The sequence below is a fragment of the Halegenticoccus soli genome (genome assembly GCF_002844195.1).
Classification (GTDB): domain Archaea; phylum Halobacteriota; class Halobacteria; order Halobacteriales; family Haloferacaceae; genus Halegenticoccus; species Halegenticoccus soli.
This window is the reverse complement of sequence record NZ_PEND01000010.1, coordinates 103576-125278: the sequence shown is the minus strand read 5'-3', so window position 1 is coordinate 125278 and position 21703 is coordinate 103576. Positions and strand designations below refer to the sequence as shown.

The following is a 21703-nucleotide window of genomic DNA, read 5'->3' as shown; positions in this document are numbered from 1 at the left end:
CGGCGCTGTCGTCGAACGTGTTCCACTTTTCCGAGCGCGACGGCGAGTGGCGCGCGGAGAAAGTGATCGACGTCGAACCGCGCGAGCACGACGACTGGGAGATGCCCGTCCCCGGACTCGTCACCGATCTCCTGGTGTCGATGGACGACCGCTACCTCTTTTTCTCCAACTGGCTCCACGGCGACGTCCGCATGTACGACGTCTCCGACCCCGCGAACCCCCGTCTGGCCGATCGGGTGTGGGCCGGCGGGCACTTCGGCCCGCGGCGACCGCTCGGCGAGGACGCCCGCGAGGTGATCGGCGGCCCGCAGATGCTGCAACTGTCGCTCGACGGCGAGCGACTCTACTGGACCACGTCGCTGTTTTCCTCGTGGGACAACCAGTTCTATCCGGAGGAGGGCGAACGGGGATCGGTGATGCTGAAGGCGGACGTGAACCCGCGGAAGGGGACGATGGAGCTGGACGAGGAGTTCCTCGTGGACTTCGGCGACCTCCCCGACGGGCCCGCCCGCGCCCACGAGATCCGCTGGCCCGACGGCGACTGCACCAGCGACGTGTGGTTGTGAGCGCGGTTCACCGGGTCGAACTCCGGTGGCGCGACGGCCGGACGGAGACGATCGCCGTCCGCGGGGACGAGACGGTGCTGGACGCCGCCGGGCGCGAGGGCGTCTCCCTGCCGTTCGGCTGTCTCACCGGCGCGTGCGCCACCTGCGCCGGACAACTGCTCGCGGGACGGGTCGAACACCGTCGGCCGCCGCGCGCGCTGAAGGAGCGCCACCTCGCGGACGGGTACGTCCTGCTCTGCGTGGCCGAGCCGCGGACCGACTGCCGGCTCCGAGTCGGAAGCGACGTGCAGGCGGAACTGGTGTCGAACCCGTGGCGGTGACGGCGGGCGGCCGCCCCGTACTGTCGCGCCGCCGGAGGGGCGTACGTTTCGGTCGTTCGTCGCTTAACTAATTTGACGGGAAAGTAACCGAATACACTCCCGACATACGAAAATGTTTACTTACCTCTGTCCCGAATTCAAGGTATGGGTATGATCGTCAGGGGAGAGCGCTCCGGGGAGGGGTTCGACTTCGAAACCGCCCTGCAGACGTACAAGACGACGGGGTGTAACACGCTCGCCGTCGGTACGCTCCCCCTGGAGGTCCGAACGCACCTCAGCCGTCAGCACCTCGGCGCGTCCGACGAACGCCGGTTCCGCCTGCTCGCGCTCACGGCCGACGCGGCCGCGACGGCGGCCGAGCGCCTCCCGACGGAGATGTCGGAGATCGACAGGAACCGCACCCGCGTTCTCCTTCACGAGGGAACCGTGCGCTCGTCCAGCGCGCGCTCCACGGGCGCGCTGGTGGAGGACGGCTCGCGCATTTTCAGTCCGAGCGACAGCATTCTCGGCTTTCAGCAGGACATCCTCGGCGCGATCGACTCGTTGACCCGATCCGCCGGGGACCTGAAGCCCGCCGAACTCCGCATGTGCCTCGATTCGCTGGCACCGCTGCTCGACGCCTACGGGACCGCCCCGACGGAGTCGCTCGTCGAGGCGGTGACCGCGCGCGTCCGCGAGACGGAGGGGATGGGGCACGCCTACCTTCCGCTCCCGCGAACGCACGAAACCGTTCGAGCGCTGGAGTCGAACTTCGAGATCGTCCTCTCGGTCGAGGCGGCCGACCGGGGCTATGTTCAGACCTGGGATCTGCGCGAACCCGACATCCAGAAGTCGCTGGCGCTCGACATTCGATAAGAGGGCCGACGCGGCCGTAAAGCGGCGGGTTCGTTTCGGCCCGACGACAGGTTTCGAGGCAAGGAGATGTCGCTACAGCCGCGAATCCACGCACGGGCCGACGACGCGCACGGCGTTCGGATCTTCGATCCGATCGACCGACAGGAGTACTCCGTAGAGACGCCCGCGCCCGTCTCACCGGTTCCGGCCGATCCCGGGGCGTTCGCCGCGCCGATAGACGCCGCGGCCAGGATCGAGACGACCGCCGTGCGGTTCCCCGACGTCGCGGCGGTGTACGTGCGCGACGGCGCGGGCGAGATGGTCGCGGAAGCGCAGCACCTCTCGAGCGTCGACCTCCCGCCGCCGGGCGAGAGCGCGTACCTCGTCGAGATGGCGACGCCGGTGAAGCTGTACCTCCGCGTCGCGGGCGCGTTCACCGTGACGAACGCCGCCTACACCGAGATCGAGTTCGAGCGCGAGGAGGCGGTGACGCTCGGAGCCCGTTCGTACCACCAGCGGCCGGCCGGCACGATCCGGACGCCGACCGACCCCGAGTCGCTCATGGAGGCGGTGTCGTACTTCGGGTCGGCGCTCAAGACGACGACCTGCGAGCGGTCGTACCCGACGCTCCGGGGCCACCCGCCCCTCGTCGAGCCGGCCGCGTCCTTCGAGATCCCGGAGGGGCTCGAACGCCCGTCGACGGGCGTCGAGATCCTGGTTCCGGAGAGGCCCGACGCGGTGTACGCCGTGACGCCGCTCTCGTACTACCTCGGCGCAAGCGTCCGACCGAGCGACGGGGGGCCGGCGCGTCTGGAGACCGCGGTCGGCACCTCCGTTCGGCTCTCCGACCCCGACGTCCACACCGCGGCCGGCCGGGCGCTCAGGCAGGTGCTCACGCTGGACTGCTGTACCCGGACGGAGGGGCTGTACTCCCTCTCGTTGGCCGAGCGGCGTCGGATGGAGTCGCTCGCGGACCTCGACTTTTCGGCGCTGTACGACCGGTCGCTCGCCGAGCAGGTGGACGCCTACCTCTCCGTACCGTGGGATCTCGTGTCGGAGATCGTCCCTGAGTGGGAGCTCCGGGCGATCGTCGACGAACGCGCCGAGTCGGTCAGGATGCTGCCGTTTCTCGCCGACGCGCTCGCCCTCGTGTCGCCGCCGGGCGAACACGCGTCGACCCCCGCCCGGGTGTCGGTCGATCCGGAGGCCATCGACTCGTTCCTCCGCTCGCGGCGCGGGGACGGCGGAACGGACGGGGGAGACGGATCGATCGGAGCGGGCGAGTCGGACGAATCGAGCGAACCGAGCGGAACCGCGAGGGGCGGCGCGTCCCCCGGCGGCGATCCGCCCGACGTTCGCGGTTCGGCCGCCGCCGACGAGGCGACGCTCGCCGAGACGTGGATCGGCCCGCCGGAGAGCGTTCCGTTCGGGCGGTCGTGGACGATGCCCGCGGCGCACCGCAACCGACTGGCCCGCGCGGAGACGGAGGGCGCGCTCGAGATCGCCGTCGTCGTGAACGACCCGGAGATGGCCGGGGAGGGCGAAGTCGTCGACGAGGCGTACCGCGGCGACTCCCCGTTCGACGTGACGGTGTACCGCGAAATCGACCGGGAGGCGCTCGCGGACGCGCTCCGATCCGACCACGACCTCCTTCACTACGTCGGTCACATCCGCTCGGGCGGGATGGTGTGTCCGGACGGACTGCTCGACGCCAGGGAGCTTCCCCCGGGGAGCGTCGGCGTCGACGCCTTCTTCCTGAACGCCTGCACGTCCCGCGACCAGGGCGTCGCGCTCGTCGAACGCGGGAGCGTCGCGGGCGTCGTTACGTCGTCCGCGGTCGGAAACGCGGGCGCGACCGAGCTGGGCGCGACGTTCGCCCGCCTGCTCGACGCCGGGTTCACCGTCTCCTCGGCGCTGAACGTCGCTCGGACGCAGAGCGCGCAGGGCCACCAGTACAGCGTGCTCGGCGACGGCCGGCTGGCGATCTCCCAGTCGGAGAGCACCATTCCGAACCTCCTTCGCGTCGCCGAGATCGGCCGCGATCGATACGAGGTGCGCTTCGAACTCCAGCCCGGGACCGGGGACGGGATGGGGAGCATCTTCGTCCCCCACGTCGCCGACAACGAGGAGTACTACCTCTGCTACGGCAGTACGGACCCGTTCGCGCTCGACGGCGACGCGCTCTCGGAACTCCTGTCGCTCCAGAACTGTCCGGTGTTACTCGACGAAAAACTCCGATGGTCGTTTGACCTCGTCGACTGAGCCGCGTCGGCGGGCCGGTCGCCTACGGGCCGTTGAGTCCCGAACCGTTGGCCGCGAGGGCGGTTCCGGCCTGCGACGCCAGGAGGATCAGCGTGAACAGCACGCCGACCATCTTCGGATGCTCGGACAGGTACTCCTTCATTTCGTTCGCGTTCGACATCACATTCACAGCCACGAATGCTGAAATGATAAAATTTTCTAAAGGTTTAACGCACTAAAAAACTAAAACCAGAAGGCCGACGTGCAGTAGTGAGTTAGCGTTTCGAGAAAGTCGGCGACCGAGGTCAGTGCGACGGGTGGTATCGTGCGTCACCGGCGACTGTCATGGGTCAAACACGGGGAGGGGAAGATGGGGATCCGAGCGGGCGACCGGTTCGAACGCCCGATGACGCTCAGTTCGACCGGGTGACCGTCCGCGGGGTCGAGATGGGGCACCGTCGCTCTCCCGTCGCTGGCGGAAAAAGCGGCGTCGGAAGGCGGGTTCAGTCAGCGGTCGCGGGCGACTTCTCGAGGTCGATCTCGCCGGCGTCGAGCGCAGCCTCGACCTCGCGGGCCGCCTTCACCATGTTCTCCATCTTGCCGTAGGCGATCTCCCGGGGGAGGAGTTTCAGCCCGCAGTCGGGCGAGACGGTGAGCTTCTCGGGCGGGACGATCTCGAGACCCCACAGGATGTTCCCCTTGATCTCCTCGACGGGTTCGACCTCGGCGGTGTGGGCGTCGACGACCCCGAGCGCGAGGTCGGGCTCGAACGCCGGCTCGGTGAACACGTCGACCTGCTCGTAGCCGCCGTTGCAGAGCTCGACGTCGAACTCGTCGATCGGGAAGTCGTTGAGCTCGGGGTAGATGCGCGAGTAGTCGCCGTAACAGACGTGCAGGCCGATGCGGACCTCCTCGGGGACGTCGGCGACGATGCGCTCTAGGCACTCGCCGACGATGGCGTGATCGTCCGGCGTGGTCGCCAGCGCGGGTTCGTCGATCTGGACGTAGCGCGCGCCGGCCTCGACCAGCCGCTCGACCTCCGTGTTCACGAGGTCCGCGAGGTCGTAGGCGAGCTCCTCCTCGCTGTCGTACGCCTCGTTGAACGACCAGTTGGCCAGCGTGTACGGGCCGGTGATGGGAACCTTCACCGGCTTCGAGGCGACGCCGGCGGTGAACTCGAACTCGTCGACGAGCCACGGCTCGTCGTACTCGACCGCGTCGGCGACGCTCGGCTTGTCGAAGTAGTTGTGCCCCCACACCTTGACGGGGCCGTTGAACTCGTAGCCCTCGATGCGGTGGGCGAAGAACTCGACCATCTCGTTGCGCCGCATCTCGCCGTCGACGACCGTGTCGAGGCCGGCCCGCTCGTGCTCGTGGGTGATGACGCGGCAGGCGTCGTCGTGCGCCTCGCGGAGGTGCGCCTCCGTGAACTTCGAGTCGGGATCCTCGGCGAGGTCCCCGGCCCGGTTGAGCCACTTCGGCTTCGGGTAGCTTCCGACGACGGTCGTGAGCAGGAAGTGCTCGTGGGGGTGGTCCGCCGGGCGGAACTGCTCGCGGTTCTCGGGGTTGCGGCTCACGCCTCCACCTCCGTCACGCTCGCGGCCTCCGCGAGGGCGGCCAGTTTCTCCTTGTGCCTGTTCACGGGCAGGTAGAAGGTCTCGGTGTTAGTTGTCACGTACGCGCGGTCGAATTCCGTCGCGGGTACCTGGTCGAGCGTCCACTCGACCCGCTCTCGGATCGTCTCGGGGCTCTCGACGAGCGTGTTCTGCCCGTCGGCGAGGCCGAGCGCGACCTCGTCCTTGGTGCCGTACTCGTTGACGTTGTACAGCGACTGGTCGCGGTCGCCGGCGACGAGGTCGAAGCCGATCGCCTCGACGTCCGCGTCCATGAGGTGGGCGTACACCTTCTCCTCCAGCGCGCCCCAGTAGGTGTGGACGACCACGTCCGCGTCGGTCGCGGCGGCGACGGCGTCCACGGCCTCGCTCGCGCGGGCGTCGAGGTCGCCGCCGGGCGGGTTCTCGACGAGCGACGGTTCGAGGAGGAACAGCGTCTCGTGCTCGGGGAACGATTCGACCTCGCCGGCGAGGAAGTCGGCGACGGCGCCGAGGAACTCCGCCTCGTCGCCGTAGTACTCGTCGGTTGCGAGGTCCGAAAGCGAGTAGGGACCGGGGAGGACCGCCTGGAGGGTGCCGGTGGCGCCGAAGTCGTCCGAGCCGTCGGAGCTGGCGGCGCTCGTTCCGTCGCCCAGCAGCGCCGCGGCGGCCTCCAGCTCGGCGGCCACGTCGCCGGAGAAGTCGAGTTCGCCGGTTACGCGCGGGTCGCGGTAGAAGTTGTTGTTGTCGTAGTACCGGACGATCCCGCCCGTCTCGACGTTCTCGTGGACGGCGAGCGGGTGAGCGAGCATGTCGTCCCAGCGGAGCTGCCCCTCGACGATCCGGTCGAGGCCGGCCGCGCGCTGGTCTCCTATCACCTCGGCGCGGGCGTCGTCGTACGCCTCGACGATCTCGGCGCTCTCGTCTCCGCTGATCAGGTCTCCCTTCTGGTGGCCTTTCAGATCCGACAGGCGATCCTTCGCCCAGTCGGGGAGCGGGAACAACCCGGGCGTCGTCGCTACGAGTTCGGTCATCGTGTCCGGCTATGGAATGCCGGGGCTTAATATTTGCTGATGGTGGAAATGTTTGAGAGTTATCTCCGGAGGAGTAGCACCGAGAGAGACTCGAACGGGTAGGACTCCTCGACGACGGTCTCCGCGGCGAACCCCCGCCGCTCGGCGCGGGCGACGACCTCGTCGAACCCCGAGAGGCTGCTCACGAGCAGGAGGACGACGCCGTCCGGCGCGAGGACGCGGCCCACGTCGTCGAGAAACGGCTCGATCAGCTTTCGACCCGTCTCGCCGCCGGACAGCGCCGCTTCCATCCAGTCGTCCCACTCGTTTTCGGGGTCGGTCGGGAGGTACGGCGGGTTGAAGAGCACCGCGTCGAACGTCCCGCCGCGGAACGGGGTGAGCAGGTCGGCGCGCACGACTTCGACGGAGCCGCCTCGTTCGTCCGCCCCCTCGGCCCGCGCTCGCGCCTGGCGGCACGCGTGGGGGTTGACGTCGCTCGCGATCACCCGCGCGCCCGTCTCGCGGGCGACCGTTTCGGCGACCCACCCCGACCCCGTTCCGACTTCGAGCACGAGCCCGGAGACGCGCTCGACGGCCGCTTTCGCGAGCAGGCCGGAGTCCTCCGCCGGCTGGTACACGCGCGTTTCGAGCCCGCGCCGCTCGGCGAGCGAGGCGGGCTCGCCGCGCCGTTCGCGCTCTGTCACCGGCCGCCTCCGTCTCGGTTCTCTCCGTCCCGGTCTCCGCCGTCGGGCGTCGCCTCCACGCCGCGGTCGCGTCCCCCGGCCAGCCGGAAGCCGCCCTCCTCCCGCCGCGCCGTGAGTTCGTGCTGCGGGTAGGGGATCTTGATCCCCTCCTCGTCGTACGCGCGCTTGATCGCGGCGACGACGGCCGACCGGGCCCGCCAGACGCGGCGGGCGCTCGGATTGTCGACCCAGACGCGCACGCCGAGCAGGACCGCCGAGTCGCCGAACTCCTTCAGGACGACCTGCGGCGAGGGGACGCTCATCGTCTCTTCGAGGTCGTCGACGGCGGAGAGCGCGACGTCGGCGGCGCGCTCGGGATCCGCGTCGTAGTCGACGCCGACGTCGACCTCGATGCGGAGTCGGCCCTTGCGGGTGCGGTTGACGATCGAGCTGGCGCTTATCTCGTCGTTCGGGAGCATCACGTACTCGCCGTCAAACGTCTGGATGCGCGTGTTGAAGATGGTGATGTCGGTGACGATCCCCTCCACTCCGTCCTCGCTCTCGTCGACGACGATGACCCAGTCGCCCAGTTCGAACGGCCGTGAGAACATGAGCACGAACCCCGCGACGATCGAGCCGAGGGTCTGCTGGGCCGCGAGCCCGAGCACGACGCCGAGGAAGCCCGCGCCGACGAGGAAGCTGCCGATGTCCTGGGTGAACAGGCTGAGGACGACGAGGAGGACGACGGCGTACAGCCCCACCTGCGCGAGCCGGAAGACGATCTCCCGCTCGTGCTCGCTGAGCGCCTGGTTCGGCCCCGTCAGCTCCTCGATCACCCGACCGATGAAGCTCGTGAGCGCGTAGGTCGCCGCGAGCAGGACGCCCGAGATGAGCACTTTGCCGGGGAGGTTGTCGCCGCCGAGGTTCACGACGGCCCGCTGGAGGGGCACGAGGAGGTCCCAGATGTCGATGAGCGACAGCACGCCGAGCGTCGTGATGACGGCCACACAGCCCGACACGGTGAGCTTCAGCGCCGACCGCTCGCCCGGGTGGTGGGAGCTCTGCCACCGACCGGCGGCGTATCGGATACCGAGCAGCGCGGCGACGATGAGCACCGTCAGAACCACCTTCGTCTCGAACGGAAGCTTGCTTATCGGCCCCTCCACGGGTTCGGGGGTCGAGGCCTCGCCTCCCCCCTGCAAGAGCGGTACCAGACCTTCGGTCGCTCCCATCTCTATCACGCCTTCGGCCGCCGCCATCGCCATCGCGCCCTCAACCACGATCATCTCCATCGCGCCTTCAGCCGCTACCATCGCCATCACCCCGTCCGCGCTCGGCCGCGACCGACGCGAGCGCCGCGAACTGCGACGGCGCGAGCTTCCCCGCCCGCCTTCGCAGCAGGTCCTCGTCGACGGCGTCGAGGACGGCCTCGGCGTCGGCGATGCCGGTGATGTGCGTCGTGTTCCGGATCGCGTTGCGGATCGTCTTCCGCCGCTGGGTGAACATCGCCTTCACGAAGTCGAGGAAGAACGCCTCGTCGTCGACCTCGTACTCGGGCTCCCGCGGCGTCGCGCGGACGACGGCGCTGTCGACCGCCGGCGGCGGCGAGAACGCCGTCGGCGGCACCGGCTCGACGAGTTCCACGTCGGCGTAGTGCTGGGCGCTCACCGACAGCCGCCCATACTCGTCCGTCCCCGGCTCCGCCACCATCCGTTCTGCGAACTCCTTCTGGAACATGAGGACGAGCGGTCTCCCCCGCGGGAGGAGCCGAAAGGCGATCTCGCTGGAGACGCCGTACGGGAGGTTCGAGACGCAGGCCGTGAAGTCGGGGAGGGGAACCGAGAGCGCGTCCCCTTCGACCACGTCGAGGCGTCCGTCCTCGACCTCGCTGGCGAACTCGCGCCGCAGAAACGCGGCGAGCCGCGGATCCCGCTCGACCACGGTGACCCGCTCGCCGACGGTGAGGAGGCGGTCGGTGAGCGCGCCGGTGCCGCCGCCGATCTCCAGGAGGTGGCTCGCGTCCGCGCCGTCCGGCAGGTAGCCCGGGATCCGATCGAGGACGCGGTCGTCGATCAGAAAGTGCTGGTCGCGGTCCGAGTCGCCGCGGACGCCCGCCCGCCGGATGAGGTCGTCCGGGTCCCGGAACGTCGGTTCGCCGCCCGGCTGTTCGGATACGCGGCCCGGCTCGGTCATTGGGGGACCTTTCCCCCGGACGCGTGTAAACTTCCCGTTTGGTCGTCCCGCCGGCCTACCGGTCGCGTTGCACGAACGTCTTGTACTTCAGGTCGTCGTCGCGGAGCTCCTCGATGATCCGCTCGACGAGCACCTCCTTGGGCCGGTGGAGCCCCGACACGCGCTCCTCCAGGTCCTCGAAGCTCTCGAACGGCTCGCGCTTCCGCGCGTCGAGGATGTTGTTCCGGAGCTTCTTCCCGATGCCGGGGAGGAGGTTGAGCTGGTGGAGGCGGAGCGTGATGGGCTGGGCCTCGTTGTAGAAGCCGACGAACCGCTCCTCGTCGGCGTCGACGATGTCGGCGACGGCGTACTCCAGCTCCGAGACCGCGTTGTTCGACAGGTCTCCGTAGCCGATGTCGCGGACGCGCTCGACCCGCTCGCGGGCCGACGCGGGGTCGACGACCACTCTGTCGCCGATGCCGACGTCGGCGTCCGGGGCGAACGTCAGCTCGACGAGCCGGAAGTCCGCCTCCCCGAGCGCGTACGCCAGCGGTTGCTTCTTGTACTGCGGGCGGTTGTCGTCGGCGCGACCGTGGGGGAGATAATCGAGGACGACGGCGTACCGCTTTTCGTCGTCCGCGGCCTCGCCGCTCTCGGCTGTAGTCATACTGAAGGGATATGTCCACAGTCTATTTAAACGGTGGGACGATCAGGCGTACTTCGCGACGACGTTCAGAATCTCGTCGAGTTCGTCGCCGTCCAGCGCGTACCGCTGTTTGGCGAACACGGCGCGGAGTTCGTTCCGGTCCCGCGGCAGCAGGTCGGCGATCTTGTACGCGGTCGCCTCGTCGACCTTCTCCAGCTCGCGGAGCTCCGCGACGAGTTCGCGGGACTCCTCGGGGTCGAGCACCGCGAACCGGTTGACGTGCTCGATGGCGCGAGCGAGCTCGTAGCGGAGGTCGCGCTCCTCGTCGCCTTCGCGCTCCGCGTTGACCTCGATGAGAAGTTCCTTGACCTCGGAGACGGTTAGGTACTCCTCGTCGAGCTTCTCTTTGAAGATGGTCATCTACTTCTGCGCGCGCAGGTGGGCGGGCCGGGTGATCAGCGTCTTCTCCTTGCCGCCGTCGACGATCCGGACCTTGAACGCGCGCCCCTGCTTGCCGACGACTTCGCCGGTGTGGCCGCTGAAGCGCGGGTGGAAGCGGCCGTCCGGGACGCTCGGGTCGAGTTTGAGGTGGACCTTCTGGCCGACCTCGTACTCCTGGATCGCGCGCTGCGGCGGGGACGTCCCGCGCTCGCGCGGGTGGTTCTTCAGCTTGTTCCGCGTGCCCTTCATGGGTCCGTTCGAACTCGGCATAGTCGTGCGAAGGGATACTGGCGGTTTGACTATAAATGGTGCGTTCCGCTCCCGAGGTGAGAACCGCTCGCACGGTCGCGGCCACGGCGGCGGATAGCCTTATCGGACCCGCGCGCGACGCGCCGACCATGCAAGCCGTCGTTCCCGCCGCCGGCCGAGGCACGCGGCTCGGATCGCTCACCGACGACAAACCGAAGCCCCTGGTCGAGGTCGCCGGGAAACCGCTCCTGACGCGCTGCTTCGAGCGCCTCGTCGCCGCCGGCGCGACGGAGCTGATCGTCGTCGTGGGGTACCGCGGCGAGCGGATCGTAGGGCGGTACGGCGAGTCCTTCGACGGCGTCCCGGTCAGCTACGCGCGGCAGGCGTCGCCGGAGGGGATGGCGCACGCGCTCTCGACCGCCCGCGACCGGGTCGACGGGCCGTTCATGGTCATGGACGGCGACAGCGTCGTCCGCGCGGACGTCGAGCGGTGCATCGAACGCCAGCGCGAGGACGGCGTCGACGGGACGACGCTCCTGGAGCGGGTGTCGCCGGCGCGGGCCCGAGAGAAGGCGATCTGTCGAACGGACGAGCGCGGCGAGGTCGTCGCGATCGAGAACAAGCCCGAGAACCCGCCGGATCGGCCCCGCGTCGCGTCGGCCTTCCACACGTTCACGCCCGCGGTGTTCGACGCCTGCGACCTGCTCAGGCGCTCCCCGCGGGGCGAGTACGAACTCGCGGACGCGATGGGCGTCCTCGTCAGGGCGCGGCACACCCTCGTCGGCGTCGACTGCGACGGGTGGGTCGCCAACGTCAACACCCCGGCCGACCGCGACGAGGCGGAGCGGCGGCTTCGAGACGCCGGGTGACGCCGCTTTCGGCGCCGAATCGGATCGCGAACCGGCCGCGCCGAAGGGCAAGAATCAGGCCGCCGGGGAACGAGGACCGGGTATGACCGACGACGAGGACGACTTCCGCATCGAGACGCGCGCGATCCACGCCGGCCAGGAGCCCGACCCGGAGACGGGGGCGCTGATGACGCCCATCTACGCCAACTCGACGTACGCGCAGGACGCGCCGGGCGAGCACCGCGGGTACGAGTACTCCCGGACGGGGAACCCCACCCGCACGGACCTGGAGGAGAACCTTGCGAGCCTCGAAGGCGGCGAGTACGGCCGGTGTTTCTCCTCCGGGATGGGGGCGATCAACACCGTGCTCAACCTGCTCGAATCGGGCGATCACGTCGTCGCGGGCGACGACGTGTACGGGGGTACCCACCGCATCTTCACCCGGGTGTACGAGAAGTACGACGTCGCGTTCGACTTCGTCGACACGACCGACCACGACGCGGTTCGGGAGGCGATGCGCGAGGAGACGGCGCTCGTGTGGGTCGAGACGCCGACGAACCCTCTGATGAACGTCAACGACATCGCGGCGCTCGCGGACGTCGCCCACGAGGGCGGCGCGCTCTGTGCGGTCGACAACACGTTCGCCACGCCGTACCTCCAGCGGCCCCTGGAGTTCGGCGCGGACGTCGTCTGCCACTCGCTGACGAAGTACCTCGGCGGCCACTCCGACGTGGTCGGCGGCGCGCTGATCACGGACGACGCCGAACTCGACGAGCGGTTCGGCTTCTACCAGAACAGCGTCGGCGCGACGCCCGGCCCGTTCGACTGCTTCCTCGTGCTCCGCGGGACGAAGACGCTCCCGGTCCGGATGGACCGCCACTGCGACAACGCGCGCGAACTGGCGCGGTGGCTCGACGACCACCCGGCGGTCGATCGCGTGTACTACCCCGGGCTGGAGTCGCACCCGCAGCACGACCTCGCGGCGGCGCAGATGGACGACTTCGGCGGCATGCTCAGCTTCGAACTCGACGGCACGCTCGAACAGGCGAGCGAGGTCGTCGAGACGACGGAGGTGTTCGCGCTCGCGGAGAGCCTCGGCGGCGTCGAGAGCCTGATCGAACAGCCCGCGGCGATGACCCACGCGGCGATTCCGCGGGAGGAGCGTCGCGCCGCCGGGCTGACGGACGGGCTGATCCGCGTGAGCGTCGGCGTCGAGCACGTCGAGGACCTGAAGGCCGACCTGGAGCGGGCGCTCGACGCGGCGACGAACTGACGCCGCGTCCCGCCCGATCGAAACTCCCAAAACCGCTAGACGTAGCGGGAATCTGACCCCCACCGCGCGAAGACCTCTTATAGTTTTACATAATAGCATCGGCCGACACATTTAGCCGCTTTGCGCGTGATATAACGTTGAGAGATGGAGGTCAAGACCGCCGAGGAACTGAACGTCTCCGTGAGGACGATCGCGAGGTACGTCGTCGTCGCCAGCCTCCTGGTCGCCGGATTGCTCGTCCCGCTTTTCGTGTTCGAGGAGTACGCACAGATCGTCAACACGCTCCTCCTCGTGTTACTTCTCGGGCTCGTGGGGCGCACGTTCGTCTCGTCGATGCTCGCGTTCAGCCGCGTCGATCCGGTCGAGACGGTGGCCGACGAGGAGCTCCCGACGGTGAGCGTGCTGATTCCCGCGTACAACGAAGAGCCGGTCCTCCAGGGGACCATCGACGCCTGCGAGCTGCTCGATTACCCCCGCGAGAAGCTGGAGGTCGTCATCTGTTACGAGCGCGCGTCGACCGACAGGACCGCCGAGATCGCAGAACGCGCCGCGGCCGGAAGCGACCTGTTCAGGGCGGTCGAGCGCGACGAGCCGGGGGGCGGGAAGGCGAAAGCGACGAACTACGCCCTCCGCCACGCGACGGGGGACATCATCGCCAGCATCGACGCCGACCACCAGTTCAGATCGGACGCCGTCCGACGCGCCGTCTCGTGGTTCGTCTCGGACGAGGACATCTGGTGCGTCAAGGGCCGCTGTTACGGCCGGAACCCCACCGACTCGCTTCTCGCCCTGCACGCGACCGTCGAGCGGCACATCGCCGAGAAGGCAGACCTGTTCGCCCGCGAGGTCGTGGGCGGGTTCACCATCTTCGGCGGCGGGCAGGCGTTCTTCAGGGCCGAGGTGTTCACCGAGCTCGGGGACTTCGACGAGACGGTGCTGGTCGAGGACATCGACATGTCGTCGAAGATCCACTCGGCCGGCAAGGAACTGCAGGTCGATCCGCAGGTGATCACGTACGAGGAGAACCCGGCGACGCTGTCCGCGTGGTGGAGCCAGCGCAGCCGGTGGGCCCGCGGGTGGATGCAGGTCGCGGTCAGGTACCTCCCGACGCTGCCCCGACAGCCGACCGTCTCGCTGCGGAAGCGCCTCGACGCCGTGTACACGTTTTCGTACGCGATCGTGCCCGCCTTCTTCATCCTGGCGCTCCCGATGAACCTCCTGAGCCACCTCACCCGGATCAAGACGGCCACGTACATCCCGGACGCGTGGGTGCTCTGGACGCTGATCTCGATCGCCCCCGTCGTCGTGTCGTACCTGATCTTCATCCAGGACTGGCGGGACGGGGAGGCGCACCACCCGCTGGAGTACCTGGCGGCCTTCACGCTGTGGTTCTACCTCATCTTCCAGACGATCGTCTTCGTCGCCGCGTTCATCGATGAGTTCGTCCTCGACGCGCCCAGCGTGTACATCACGACGTCGCGCTCCGGCTGAACACGGGATGAACCGGAATCCGGACGGATGACGGGATCGCCGGGCGAACGGCGGACGTCGGATCGGCGGACGTGGCGGGCCGCGCGGACCGTCCGAACCGCACGAACCGCGGCGGCCGATCACGCCTGGTTCGGCGTCGCCCTCTGCGCCGCCGTCGCCGTCTACGTCGCCTACCTCTCCGCGCACACCCACCCCGCCTACGAGGGCGGCCTGTACCTCCGGATGGCCGCCGAGATCCGCGCTCACGGCTACGCGCCCCCCGAGCGCATCCCCCACTACACCGCCCGCGGCGTCCCCTTCGCGTACCCGCCGCTCGCGTTCTACGCCGCGGCGCTCCTGGTCGATCTCACCGGCGTCGATCCCGTCTCGCTCGCGCTGTACCTCCCCGGGATCGCGACGATCGCGTGTCTCGCCCCCTACTATCTCCTCGCGCGGGAGTTCCTGGGGCCGACGCGGCGAGCGGGCGTCGCGACGGTCCTCTTCGCGGTGACGCCGCCGGTCCTCCGCTGGCACATCTCCGCCGGCGGGCTGGTGCGCGCCCCCGCGTTCCTGCTCACGCTGACCGGGTTGTACGTCGGGGTCCGACTCTTCCGCACCGGCGGCGAGGCGGAGCGACGACGGCGGCACCTCGTCCCCGCCGCGGCCGTCCTGTTCGGGCTGACGGTGCTGACCCACCCCGTCTACGCCACCTTCTTCGCGACGAGCTACCTGCTGTTTTTCGCCGCGTTCGACCGGACCGCGCGCGGCCTGCTCCGCGGCGCGGCCGTCGCGGCGGGCGGGCTGGCGCTTTCTTCCCCCTGGCTCGTCCACGTCGTCTCGACTCACGGCGCGGACGTCTTCCTCGCCGCCTCCGGGACCCACACGGGGCTCGGCGGCGGCCTCCATCGGCTCGGAAGTCGGTTCGTCTACCCGCTGTCCGTGATGGACGCGCTCACCCCGTTCTACGCGCTGGCGTTCGCCGGCGCCCTCTACGCCCTGTACCGGCGGCGCTTCTTCCTGCCGCTCTGGCTGCTCGTCGCGGGCTACTTCGTCGGCAAGCAGCGCTTCGTGTTCGTCCCCGGCGCGATGCTGAGCGCCGCCCTGCTTTTCGACCTGCTCGCCCCGAGGGTCGCCGGGTACGTCCGCTCGGCGCGTCGACGTCGGACGGTCGAAACCGTCGTCGCGGCGACGCTGCTGGTCTGCGCCGGCGCGCTCGGGGTCGCGTTCGCCGCGAGCGCGCTGCAGACGGCGCACGAAGGGGGACACACCCAGCCGCAGACGGTCGATTCCGCGGACCTGGAGGCGATGGCGTGGGCGCGGGCGCACACGTCCCCGTCGGCCGACTTCGTGGTGCTCGGCGACGGCGCCGAGTGGTTCCCGCTCTACGCCGAGCGGACGATCCTCGCGAGCCCGTGGGGCGCGGAGTGGACGACGACCGGGGAGTACCACCGGCAGGAGGCGCTGTTCAAGGCCGTCTCCTCCTGCCGTGAGCAGACGTGTCTCCGTCGCTCGCTCGCCGCCGTCGACGGCGATCCGGAGTACGTGTACGTTCCGACGGACGCGTACACCGTCCAGGGCGAAGAGCGCGGTCCGCCGACGGAGCTTATCGCGTCGCTGCGCGGCTCCGATCGGTACGAGCTACGGTTCGAAAACGAGGGCGCGGTGATCTTCCGGATCGCGGACGGCGACGCCGTCGGTTCCGGGTCCGATTCGACCCGTCGCCCGACCGCGACAGCATCGGAGGAAGGGGCGGAGGCGGCGGCCTAGATCCGGCCGACGTTCTCGACGGCGACGCTCTCGACGCCGTCGACGGTCTGGAACGACTCCTCGACGGCCTCGGTGCCGCCGGCGTCGTCGGGGACGATGACCGTGGGCAGGAGCGCGACGAGCCCGAAGGCGACGTTGTCGCGCTCGAAGCCGTTGATCTTCGCGCCCTCCGGGAGCGCCTCTTCGAGCCGCTCTTGCAGCTCGTCGAGGTCGATCTCGGGGCTCTCCGGCATGACCTTGAGCTTGGCTGCGACCTTTCCCATGGTTACGGCCCCATGAACCCGCAGTCCGGACACTCGTAGAGGTTGCTCTGCTTGCGGCACTTCGCGCAGCGGTAGATCTGCTGGCCGCACTCGGGGCACTTGAACGACGCGGCGCTCATGCCCGCGATGTTGATGCCGCAGGAGACGCACTGACGCGTCTGCTGCTGCTCCGACTGGCTCATACCCACACAAACCGGGCGGCGACTTTTAACGGTTGTCTTTCGCCTCCCGGCTCAGATCCCGAGCGCGAGCGGGCCGATGAGCACCCCCACCAGGTGGATCCGGCGCGTGCCGAGCCGGGGCGGGACGAGGCCGACGAGCGTGGCGACGGCGAACACCGGGATCCCGACGGGGCCCGCGAACAGCCCGGAGAGGCAGACGAGCAGCGCGAGCACGCCGACGCAGAGCGCGTCGGTGTCCAGGTCGCCGGCGGCGCGCAGGTACGCGTCGCCGACCGCGACGACGAGGACGAACCCGACGAGCGCCGCGAGAGCGATCGTCGCCAGGAGCGGCGGCAGCGGCGGGGCCGGTTCGACGCGTTCCAGCGCGACCATCACCCCGGTCCGCGGGACGCCGAGGGCGACCAGCGCGAAGAGCGCGAAGACGGTGTTCGCCGTGTTCGCGCCGCTCGTCGCGATCAGGAAGCCCCGCGCCCCGCTCCGCCCGGGGACCAGCGGCAGCGACAGGACCGACGCGACGGCCGCCGAGACGCCGGGGAGGTACCCCACGACCGCGCCGGAGGCGGAGCCGGCCAGCGCCGTCAGTCCGACGTCGCGCCGCGGCAGCGCGAGGTGCGGGTCGTCCTGCGGCGGGACGCCCCCGCCGCCGAGCGCGTCGAGCAGGACGGGCGCGCCGAACAGTCCCGCGAACAGGGGCGCGAGGACGCCGCCCGCCGGGAGCGGCGCAGCGGGTGAGAGGTCGAGCGTCGCGGCGCCGAGCGCGGCGCTCAGCCCAAAGGCGACGACGCCCGCGACGGCGGCGCGGCGCGACGGCTCCGTGAGGACCACGAACGCGACCACCGCGGCGAGCACCAGCGGGAGGTGCGCCCGGACGTCGGCGTAGACGGCGGTCACGAGCCACGTGACGGGCAGGGCCAGCGGCACCGAAAGCGCGACCGCCGCGACGCTCCCGACCGCCGACAGCCTGAGCGCCTCCCGGCCCCGTCCGGCGAGGACCAGCCGGTGGCCGGGCAGCGCGGTCGCCGCCATCGCCGCGTCGGGGACGCCGAGCGCGAGCGCCGGAACCACGTCGAGGAACGTGTGCACGACGCCCGCCGCGAGTATCGCCGCGCAGACGGACGTTGGCGGGCCGGGAACCACCGGCGCGGCGGACGCGAGGAGGAGCGCGAAGTTGTTCGCGTGCAGCCCCGGCGTGAGACCGCTCACCGTCCCGAGGGCGACGCCGCAGAGCGCGAACGCGAGCGTCGACAGCGCGAGGTCGGGGGCGGCGACCAGCCGGGCGTCGAGGGGATCCATCGCGGCGAGTTGGCCGCCTCTTGGTACGTAAACGTTCGCGTCGAACGGCCCTCGGCGTTCCTCGGGCCGGGTTGATTCGGCGGTTCTCGTGGTAAACCGTCGGCTCGCGCGACGTCGATCGAAAAAATTCGGCTTTCGAGGGAGGACGGCCTGCCGAAGCTCAGCCGAACAGCTCGCCGAGGCCCTCGCCGCTGGCCTCGTCTTCTTCCTCGTCTTCCTCTTCTTCCTCGGCGGCGGCCTCCTCTTCCTCCTCGTCGGCTTCGGCCTCCTCGGCCTCCGCGCCGCCCGCGGCGGGCGCCGCAGCGGCGGGCGCGGCGGCGGCCGTCTCGACGGCCTCGTCGATGTCGACGTCCTCCAGCGCGGCGACGAGCGCCTTGACGCGGGATTCCTCGACGTCGACGCCCGCGGCCTCGAGGACCGCGGTCAGGTTGTCTTCGTTGATCTCTTCGCCCGTTTCGTTCAGGATGAGTGCTGCGTAGACGTATTCCATTGTCCTTCTCCGTTGTTATCCGAACATCGCGCCGAGCCCCTCGGCCCCCTCGTCGTCATCGTCGTCCTCGTCTTCGTCCTCGGCGGCTTCGGTCTCGGCGGCTTCTTCGTCAGACGGTTCCTCTTCGGCCTCCGCGGCGGGAGCGGCCGGCGCTTCCACGCCGCGTAGCTCCTCCGGGAGCGCCTCCTCGTCGTCGATCCGCGCGGCGAGCGCGCGGAGCTGCGCGTCGGCCTTGGCGACGAGATCCGGCACGAGGTCGGGCTCCGCGATCGCGGCGGAGAGGCCGACCGCCTTCGCCTCGCCGGTCGCCTTGGCGATGAGCAGCGGCGCGGTCTGTTCCGTCGGGTAGACGGCGTTGACCGACAGGTTGGTCGCGGCCGAGACCGCGGACTGGATGTTCGCGCGGTACTCGTCCACGTCGATGGCGAGCTCCTCGGGCTCGAACAGGACGCCCTCGGAGTAGACGCCCTTCAGGTCGAGCCCGACCTCCTTCGGCTCGATGCCGAGTTCGCTCAGGACGGAGGCGAGCTGCGCGCTGACCTCCTCGCCGGCGTCGAGGACGTGGCTGTCCTCGGTGACCTTGATCGACCCCTCCATGATGCGGGCCGACGCGCCGACCTGCTGGAGTTCGCCGACGAACGGACCCGGGTCGACGCCGGTGTCGCCCTCGGGGATGACGATGTCGTTCGGGGCGATCTCGCCCGCGTTGATCGGGGCGGGCGTCTTCGACGCTTCGAGCTGCCTGTACAGCCCGAACGGGTTGTCGTTCGTGCCGATGAGGGCGACCTGCCCTTCGATGTACCCCGTCAGCTGCTCGACGCCGTCGTCGACCTCCTCCAGCGCGCGGACGACGAGCGTGTTCCGGCTCATGCGCACCTCGGCGCTGCCGTGAAGCTCGCGGCGCATGTTCTGGAGCTGCCGGCTCGGGATCCCCGTGACGCCGACGACGCCGACGGACGCGTAGCTCTCGATGAACTCGACGAGTTCGTCGACCTCGTCCTGCTTCCACTGCGGGATGACCTCGGTTCGACGGACGGATTCGCTCTCGCTCATGCGGGTACCTCCACGGAGGGGCCCATCGTCGTCTTCACGTAGATGGAGTCGATGTTGAGCGGCCCCTTCTCGAGGTTGGCCTCCAGCCGCCGAACGATGACGTCGATGTTGTCGGCGATCTCCTCCGCCGACATGTCGTCGGCCCCGACGCGCGTGTGGAACGTGCGGCGGTCGCGGCTTCGAAGCTGAACGGTGTTCTTCATCCGGTTCACCGTCTCAACGACGTCGTCGTCGGGCTGCAGCGGCGTCGGCATCTTGCCGCGCGGACCGAGCACCCGACCGAGGTAGCGACCGATGTCCTGCATCAGGTTCGCCTCGGCGACGAAGAAGTCCGTGTCGTCCGCCAGATCTTTGGCGGCGTCGGTGTCGTCTCCGAGGTCTTCGAGGTCGTCGGGTCCGAGCACCTGATCGGCGACGTCTTCGGCGCGGAGCGCCGTCTCGCCGGTCGCGAACACGACGATCGTCGTGTCCTGGCCGGTGCCGGACGGCAGTACGATCCCCTCGTCGACGCGGTTCGACGGGTCGTTGAGATCCAGATCGCGCAGATTTATCGCGAGGTCGACCGTCTCGCGGAAGTTCCGCGGCGGCGCCTCGTCGAGAGCGCGAGAGACTGCTTGTACTAGTGTGTCGTCTGCCATTATTCACCTCCGTAGTGCGCAGGAGTCTGCTCCTACGGGTCAGTGAAACAGGCGAAGCCTGTCTCGTTTCTGACGAGGGCGATGCGCTACTTAAGCCCGTCGAACCTCCCACGGAAACGGACGGATCACGCGGTCGAAGCGGTCGCCCGCCCCGTTCGCGGCGGAGGAGCCGGCTCGGCGCGGGACCGTCGCCGCGCAGTTGTTATCAGAAAGGATACCAGTGGGCGGAGAATCGCGCGACCTACGCCGCCGCTTCCTCGGCGAAGACGGTGAGGCGTTCGCTTCGCTCGCGCCTCGTGCCGTCGCCTCGCTACGCCGCCGCTTCCTCGGCAAAGACGTCGTCGTACTCGCCGTCGTCGATCCGCTCTTTGAACTCGCGGGGGTCGTTGCCCTCGATGGTGACGCCGAGCGAGACGCAGGTGCCGACGACCTCCTTCGCGGCGTTCTTCAGGTCGTACGCCAGGAGGTCCGACCGCTTCTGCTCCGCGATCTTCTTCACCTGGTCGACGGAGATGTCGGCGACGAAGTCCTTCTGCGGCTCGCCGCTTCCGGTTTCGAAACCGGCCTCGTCCTTGATGAGCGCCGCCGTCGGCGGGACGCCCACCTCGATGGTGAACGAGCCGTCGTCCTCGTACTCGACGGTGACGGGCACTTCCATCCCGTCGAACGCGGCGGTCTGTTCGTTGATCTCGTTGACGACGTCCTGGACGTTGACGGGCGTCGGTCCGAGCTCGGGACCGAGCGGCGGGCCGGGGTTGGCCTTTCCGCCCGGAACGAGCGCTTCGATGGTTCCGGCCATGTCTCAGAGAAACCCGCGGCGACCTTTAAACGTTGCCAAGTCGCTTTTCGGCGGGCTTCCGCGATCGCTCCTCGGCGCATTACGACGCCGCGACGTCGCGGTGTCGTAGCCCCGCGGCCTCGCGGTACCGCCGTCCCGTCGCCGCCCCGTCGCCGTCGGCTCGATCACACTTATCCCCGACGGCGTCGTCTCTGTTTCGCATGGGAGGGACCGAAATCGCGCTTCGACTCGACGCCCGAACCCACGATCAGATCCGCGCGCGGCTGTCGGAGGACGAGACGATAGAAGAGTGGATCCACTGGGTGATCGACCGCGGGCTGACGGCCGACGAGGCGACCGAGGGGACGGACGACGGAGGCGACGGCTGGTACGACGAGGGGTTCGTCGAGTTCGTCGACGACTGCGCCATCTGATCCGATCCGCCGGTCGCGAATCGTCGCCGACGGATCGCCGACGTGATTCGGAGCCCGCGCCGACGCGCCCGCGGTCGGCGGCAGTCGGGTGCCGGGCAAAACGGCTAAGGGTTCCGTCGGTGTACTGACGGGTATGGCTGAGAAATCGTTCACGATGTTGGAGCTCCACTTCCACGACGGCACCGTCCAGCTCGGTTCGAAGACGTTCGGTCGGTCCTCCGGCGAAGAAGCCGAGGACGGCGAAGACGAGTTCGACTTCGACGAGGGAACGGACGCGGAAACGGCCGAAGCCGAGGAGACCGGCGGCGGAAACGGGCTCAAGGTCCTGCTCGCGCTCGCGGTGCTTATCGCCATCGCGGCCGTCGCGAAGAAGGTCACCGGCGGCGACGAGGAGTTCGAAGAGCTCGAGGAGCTCGACGACCTCGCCGAAGAGACGGCGTAGCTCGGCGACGAGATC

The 21703-nt window shown here is 69.3% G+C and carries 26 protein-coding genes; 10 read left to right on the top strand and 16 right to left on the bottom strand.

Going from position 1 to position 21703, the window contains the following annotated elements:
• The 4 genes from CNO20_RS21370 to CNO20_RS21355 form a co-directional block, all read left to right on the top strand.
• The coding region (locus CNO20_RS21370; RefSeq protein ID WP_233204274.1) for a selenium-binding family protein at positions 1-566 on the top strand (566 nt) is incomplete at its 5' end.
• Positions 563-886: a 2Fe-2S iron-sulfur cluster-binding protein gene (locus CNO20_RS21365; protein WP_101298231.1), complete on the top strand. Its 324-nt coding sequence runs from the start codon at positions 563-565 to the stop codon at positions 884-886. The genes CNO20_RS21370 and CNO20_RS21365, both read left to right, overlap by 4 nt.
• 144 nt (positions 887-1030) lie before the next feature.
• The gene (locus CNO20_RS21360) at positions 1031-1741 is read left to right on the top strand and encodes a DUF7504 family protein (protein ID WP_143423312.1); all 711 of its coding nucleotides are present in this window, start codon (positions 1031-1033) and stop codon (positions 1739-1741) included.
• Positions 1742-1807: 66 nt separating this feature from the next.
• Positions 1808-3982 carry a CHAT domain-containing protein gene (locus tag CNO20_RS21355; RefSeq protein ID WP_101298229.1) on the top strand — a complete coding sequence of 725 codons (2175 nt, stop codon included), beginning with the start codon at positions 1808-1810 and terminating at the stop codon, positions 3980-3982.
• A 22-nt stretch (positions 3983-4004) separates the two neighbouring features.
• Here CNO20_RS21355 and CNO20_RS23585 read toward each other — a convergent pair whose 3' ends face one another.
• The 9 genes from CNO20_RS23585 to CNO20_RS21315 form a co-directional block, all read right to left on the bottom strand.
• A complete protein-coding gene (locus tag CNO20_RS23585) occupies positions 4005-4142 on the bottom strand; it encodes a DUF7503 family protein (RefSeq protein ID WP_199174955.1) in 138 nt (45 codons plus the stop codon).
• 322 nt (positions 4143-4464) lie between these two features.
• The gene (locus CNO20_RS21350; RefSeq protein ID WP_101298228.1) at positions 4465-5538 is read right to left on the bottom strand and encodes a methionine synthase; all 1074 of its coding nucleotides are present in this window, start codon (positions 5536-5538) and stop codon (positions 4465-4467) included.
• Complete coding sequence (locus tag CNO20_RS21345; protein WP_101298227.1) at positions 5535-6587, bottom strand: 5-methyltetrahydropteroyltriglutamate--homocysteine methyltransferase; 1053 nt, start codon at positions 6585-6587, stop codon at positions 5535-5537. The genes CNO20_RS21350 and CNO20_RS21345 overlap by 4 nt, the downstream gene beginning before the upstream one ends.
• A 59-nt stretch (positions 6588-6646) precedes the next feature.
• Positions 6647-7270 carry a HemK2/MTQ2 family protein methyltransferase gene (locus CNO20_RS21340; protein WP_101298226.1) on the bottom strand — a complete coding sequence of 208 codons (624 nt, stop codon included), beginning with the start codon at positions 7268-7270 and terminating at the stop codon, positions 6647-6649.
• A complete protein-coding gene (locus tag CNO20_RS21335) occupies positions 7267-8562 on the bottom strand; it encodes a mechanosensitive ion channel family protein (protein WP_158237461.1) in 1296 nt (431 codons plus the stop codon). The genes CNO20_RS21340 and CNO20_RS21335 overlap by 4 nt, the downstream gene beginning before the upstream one ends.
• Positions 8549-9442 carry a 16S ribosomal RNA methyltransferase A gene (locus CNO20_RS21330; RefSeq protein ID WP_101298224.1) on the bottom strand — a complete coding sequence of 298 codons (894 nt, stop codon included), beginning with the start codon at positions 9440-9442 and terminating at the stop codon, positions 8549-8551. The genes CNO20_RS21335 and CNO20_RS21330 overlap by 14 nt, the downstream gene beginning before the upstream one ends.
• A 55-nt stretch (positions 9443-9497) precedes the next feature.
• Positions 9498-10088, bottom strand: a complete 591-nt coding sequence (locus CNO20_RS21325) for a DUF655 domain-containing protein (RefSeq protein ID WP_101298223.1) — start codon at positions 10086-10088, stop codon at positions 9498-9500.
• Positions 10089-10130: 42 nt separating this feature from the next.
• A complete protein-coding gene (locus tag CNO20_RS21320; protein ID WP_101298222.1) occupies positions 10131-10487 on the bottom strand; it encodes an RNA polymerase Rpb4 family protein in 357 nt (118 codons plus the stop codon).
• A complete protein-coding gene (locus CNO20_RS21315) occupies positions 10488-10778 on the bottom strand; it encodes a 50S ribosomal protein L21e (RefSeq protein ID WP_101298221.1) in 291 nt (96 codons plus the stop codon).
• Positions 10779-10906: 128 nt separating this feature from the next.
• Between CNO20_RS21315 and CNO20_RS21310 the strand changes: the two genes are divergently transcribed.
• From CNO20_RS21310 to CNO20_RS21295, 4 genes are all read left to right on the top strand, one after another.
• A complete protein-coding gene (locus CNO20_RS21310; RefSeq protein WP_101298220.1) occupies positions 10907-11626 on the top strand; it encodes a sugar phosphate nucleotidyltransferase in 720 nt (239 codons plus the stop codon).
• Between the two features lie 82 nt (positions 11627-11708).
• Complete coding sequence (locus CNO20_RS21305) at positions 11709-12878, top strand: cystathionine gamma-synthase (protein WP_101298219.1); 1170 nt, start codon at positions 11709-11711, stop codon at positions 12876-12878.
• Positions 12879-13022: 144 nt separating this feature from the next.
• Positions 13023-14369: a glycosyltransferase family 2 protein gene (locus CNO20_RS21300; protein ID WP_101298218.1), complete on the top strand. Its 1347-nt coding sequence runs from the start codon at positions 13023-13025 to the stop codon at positions 14367-14369.
• Positions 14370-14396: 27 nt separating this feature from the next.
• The gene (locus tag CNO20_RS21295; protein WP_101298217.1) at positions 14397-16115 is read left to right on the top strand and encodes a glycosyltransferase family protein; all 1719 of its coding nucleotides are present in this window, start codon (positions 14397-14399) and stop codon (positions 16113-16115) included.
• On the opposite strand, the gene CNO20_RS21290 is transcribed toward CNO20_RS21295, so the two are convergent.
• From CNO20_RS21290 to CNO20_RS21260, 7 genes are all read right to left on the bottom strand, one after another.
• The gene (locus tag CNO20_RS21290; protein WP_101298216.1) at positions 16112-16378 is read right to left on the bottom strand and encodes an elongation factor 1-beta; all 267 of its coding nucleotides are present in this window, start codon (positions 16376-16378) and stop codon (positions 16112-16114) included. The two genes, CNO20_RS21295 and CNO20_RS21290, sit on opposite strands and share 4 nt — an antisense overlap.
• A 2-nt stretch (positions 16379-16380) precedes the next feature.
• Positions 16381-16560, bottom strand: a complete 180-nt coding sequence (locus CNO20_RS21285) for an HVO_2753 family zinc finger protein (protein WP_101298215.1) — start codon at positions 16558-16560, stop codon at positions 16381-16383.
• Positions 16561-16611: 51 nt separating this feature from the next.
• A complete protein-coding gene (locus CNO20_RS21280; protein ID WP_101298214.1) occupies positions 16612-17853 on the bottom strand; it encodes a tripartite tricarboxylate transporter permease in 1242 nt (413 codons plus the stop codon).
• Positions 17854-18013: 160 nt separating this feature from the next.
• A complete protein-coding gene (rpl12p, locus tag CNO20_RS21275) occupies positions 18014-18343 on the bottom strand; it encodes a 50S ribosomal protein P1 (protein WP_101298213.1) in 330 nt (109 codons plus the stop codon).
• A 15-nt stretch (positions 18344-18358) separates the two neighbouring features.
• On the bottom strand, positions 18359-19396 hold the full coding sequence (locus tag CNO20_RS21270) for a 50S ribosomal protein L10 (protein ID WP_101298212.1): 1038 nt from the start codon (positions 19394-19396) through the stop codon (positions 18359-18361).
• Positions 19393-20034, bottom strand: a complete 642-nt coding sequence (locus CNO20_RS21265) for a 50S ribosomal protein L1 (RefSeq protein WP_101298211.1) — start codon at positions 20032-20034, stop codon at positions 19393-19395. The genes CNO20_RS21270 and CNO20_RS21265 overlap by 4 nt, the downstream gene beginning before the upstream one ends.
• A gap of 310 nt (positions 20035-20344) precedes the next feature.
• Entirely contained in the window at positions 20345-20833 is a 489-nt protein-coding gene (locus tag CNO20_RS21260; protein ID WP_101298210.1) for a 50S ribosomal protein L11, read from the bottom strand.
• Between the two features lie 200 nt (positions 20834-21033).
• Between CNO20_RS21260 and CNO20_RS21255 the strand changes: the two genes are divergently transcribed.
• Both CNO20_RS21255 and CNO20_RS21250 read left to right on the top strand, forming a co-directional pair.
• Complete coding sequence (locus CNO20_RS21255) at positions 21034-21246, top strand: hypothetical protein (protein ID WP_101298209.1); 213 nt, start codon at positions 21034-21036, stop codon at positions 21244-21246.
• A gap of 133 nt (positions 21247-21379) precedes the next feature.
• The gene (locus CNO20_RS21250; protein ID WP_101298208.1) at positions 21380-21688 is read left to right on the top strand and encodes a hypothetical protein; all 309 of its coding nucleotides are present in this window, start codon (positions 21380-21382) and stop codon (positions 21686-21688) included.
• Positions 21689-21703 lie beyond the last annotated feature (15 nt).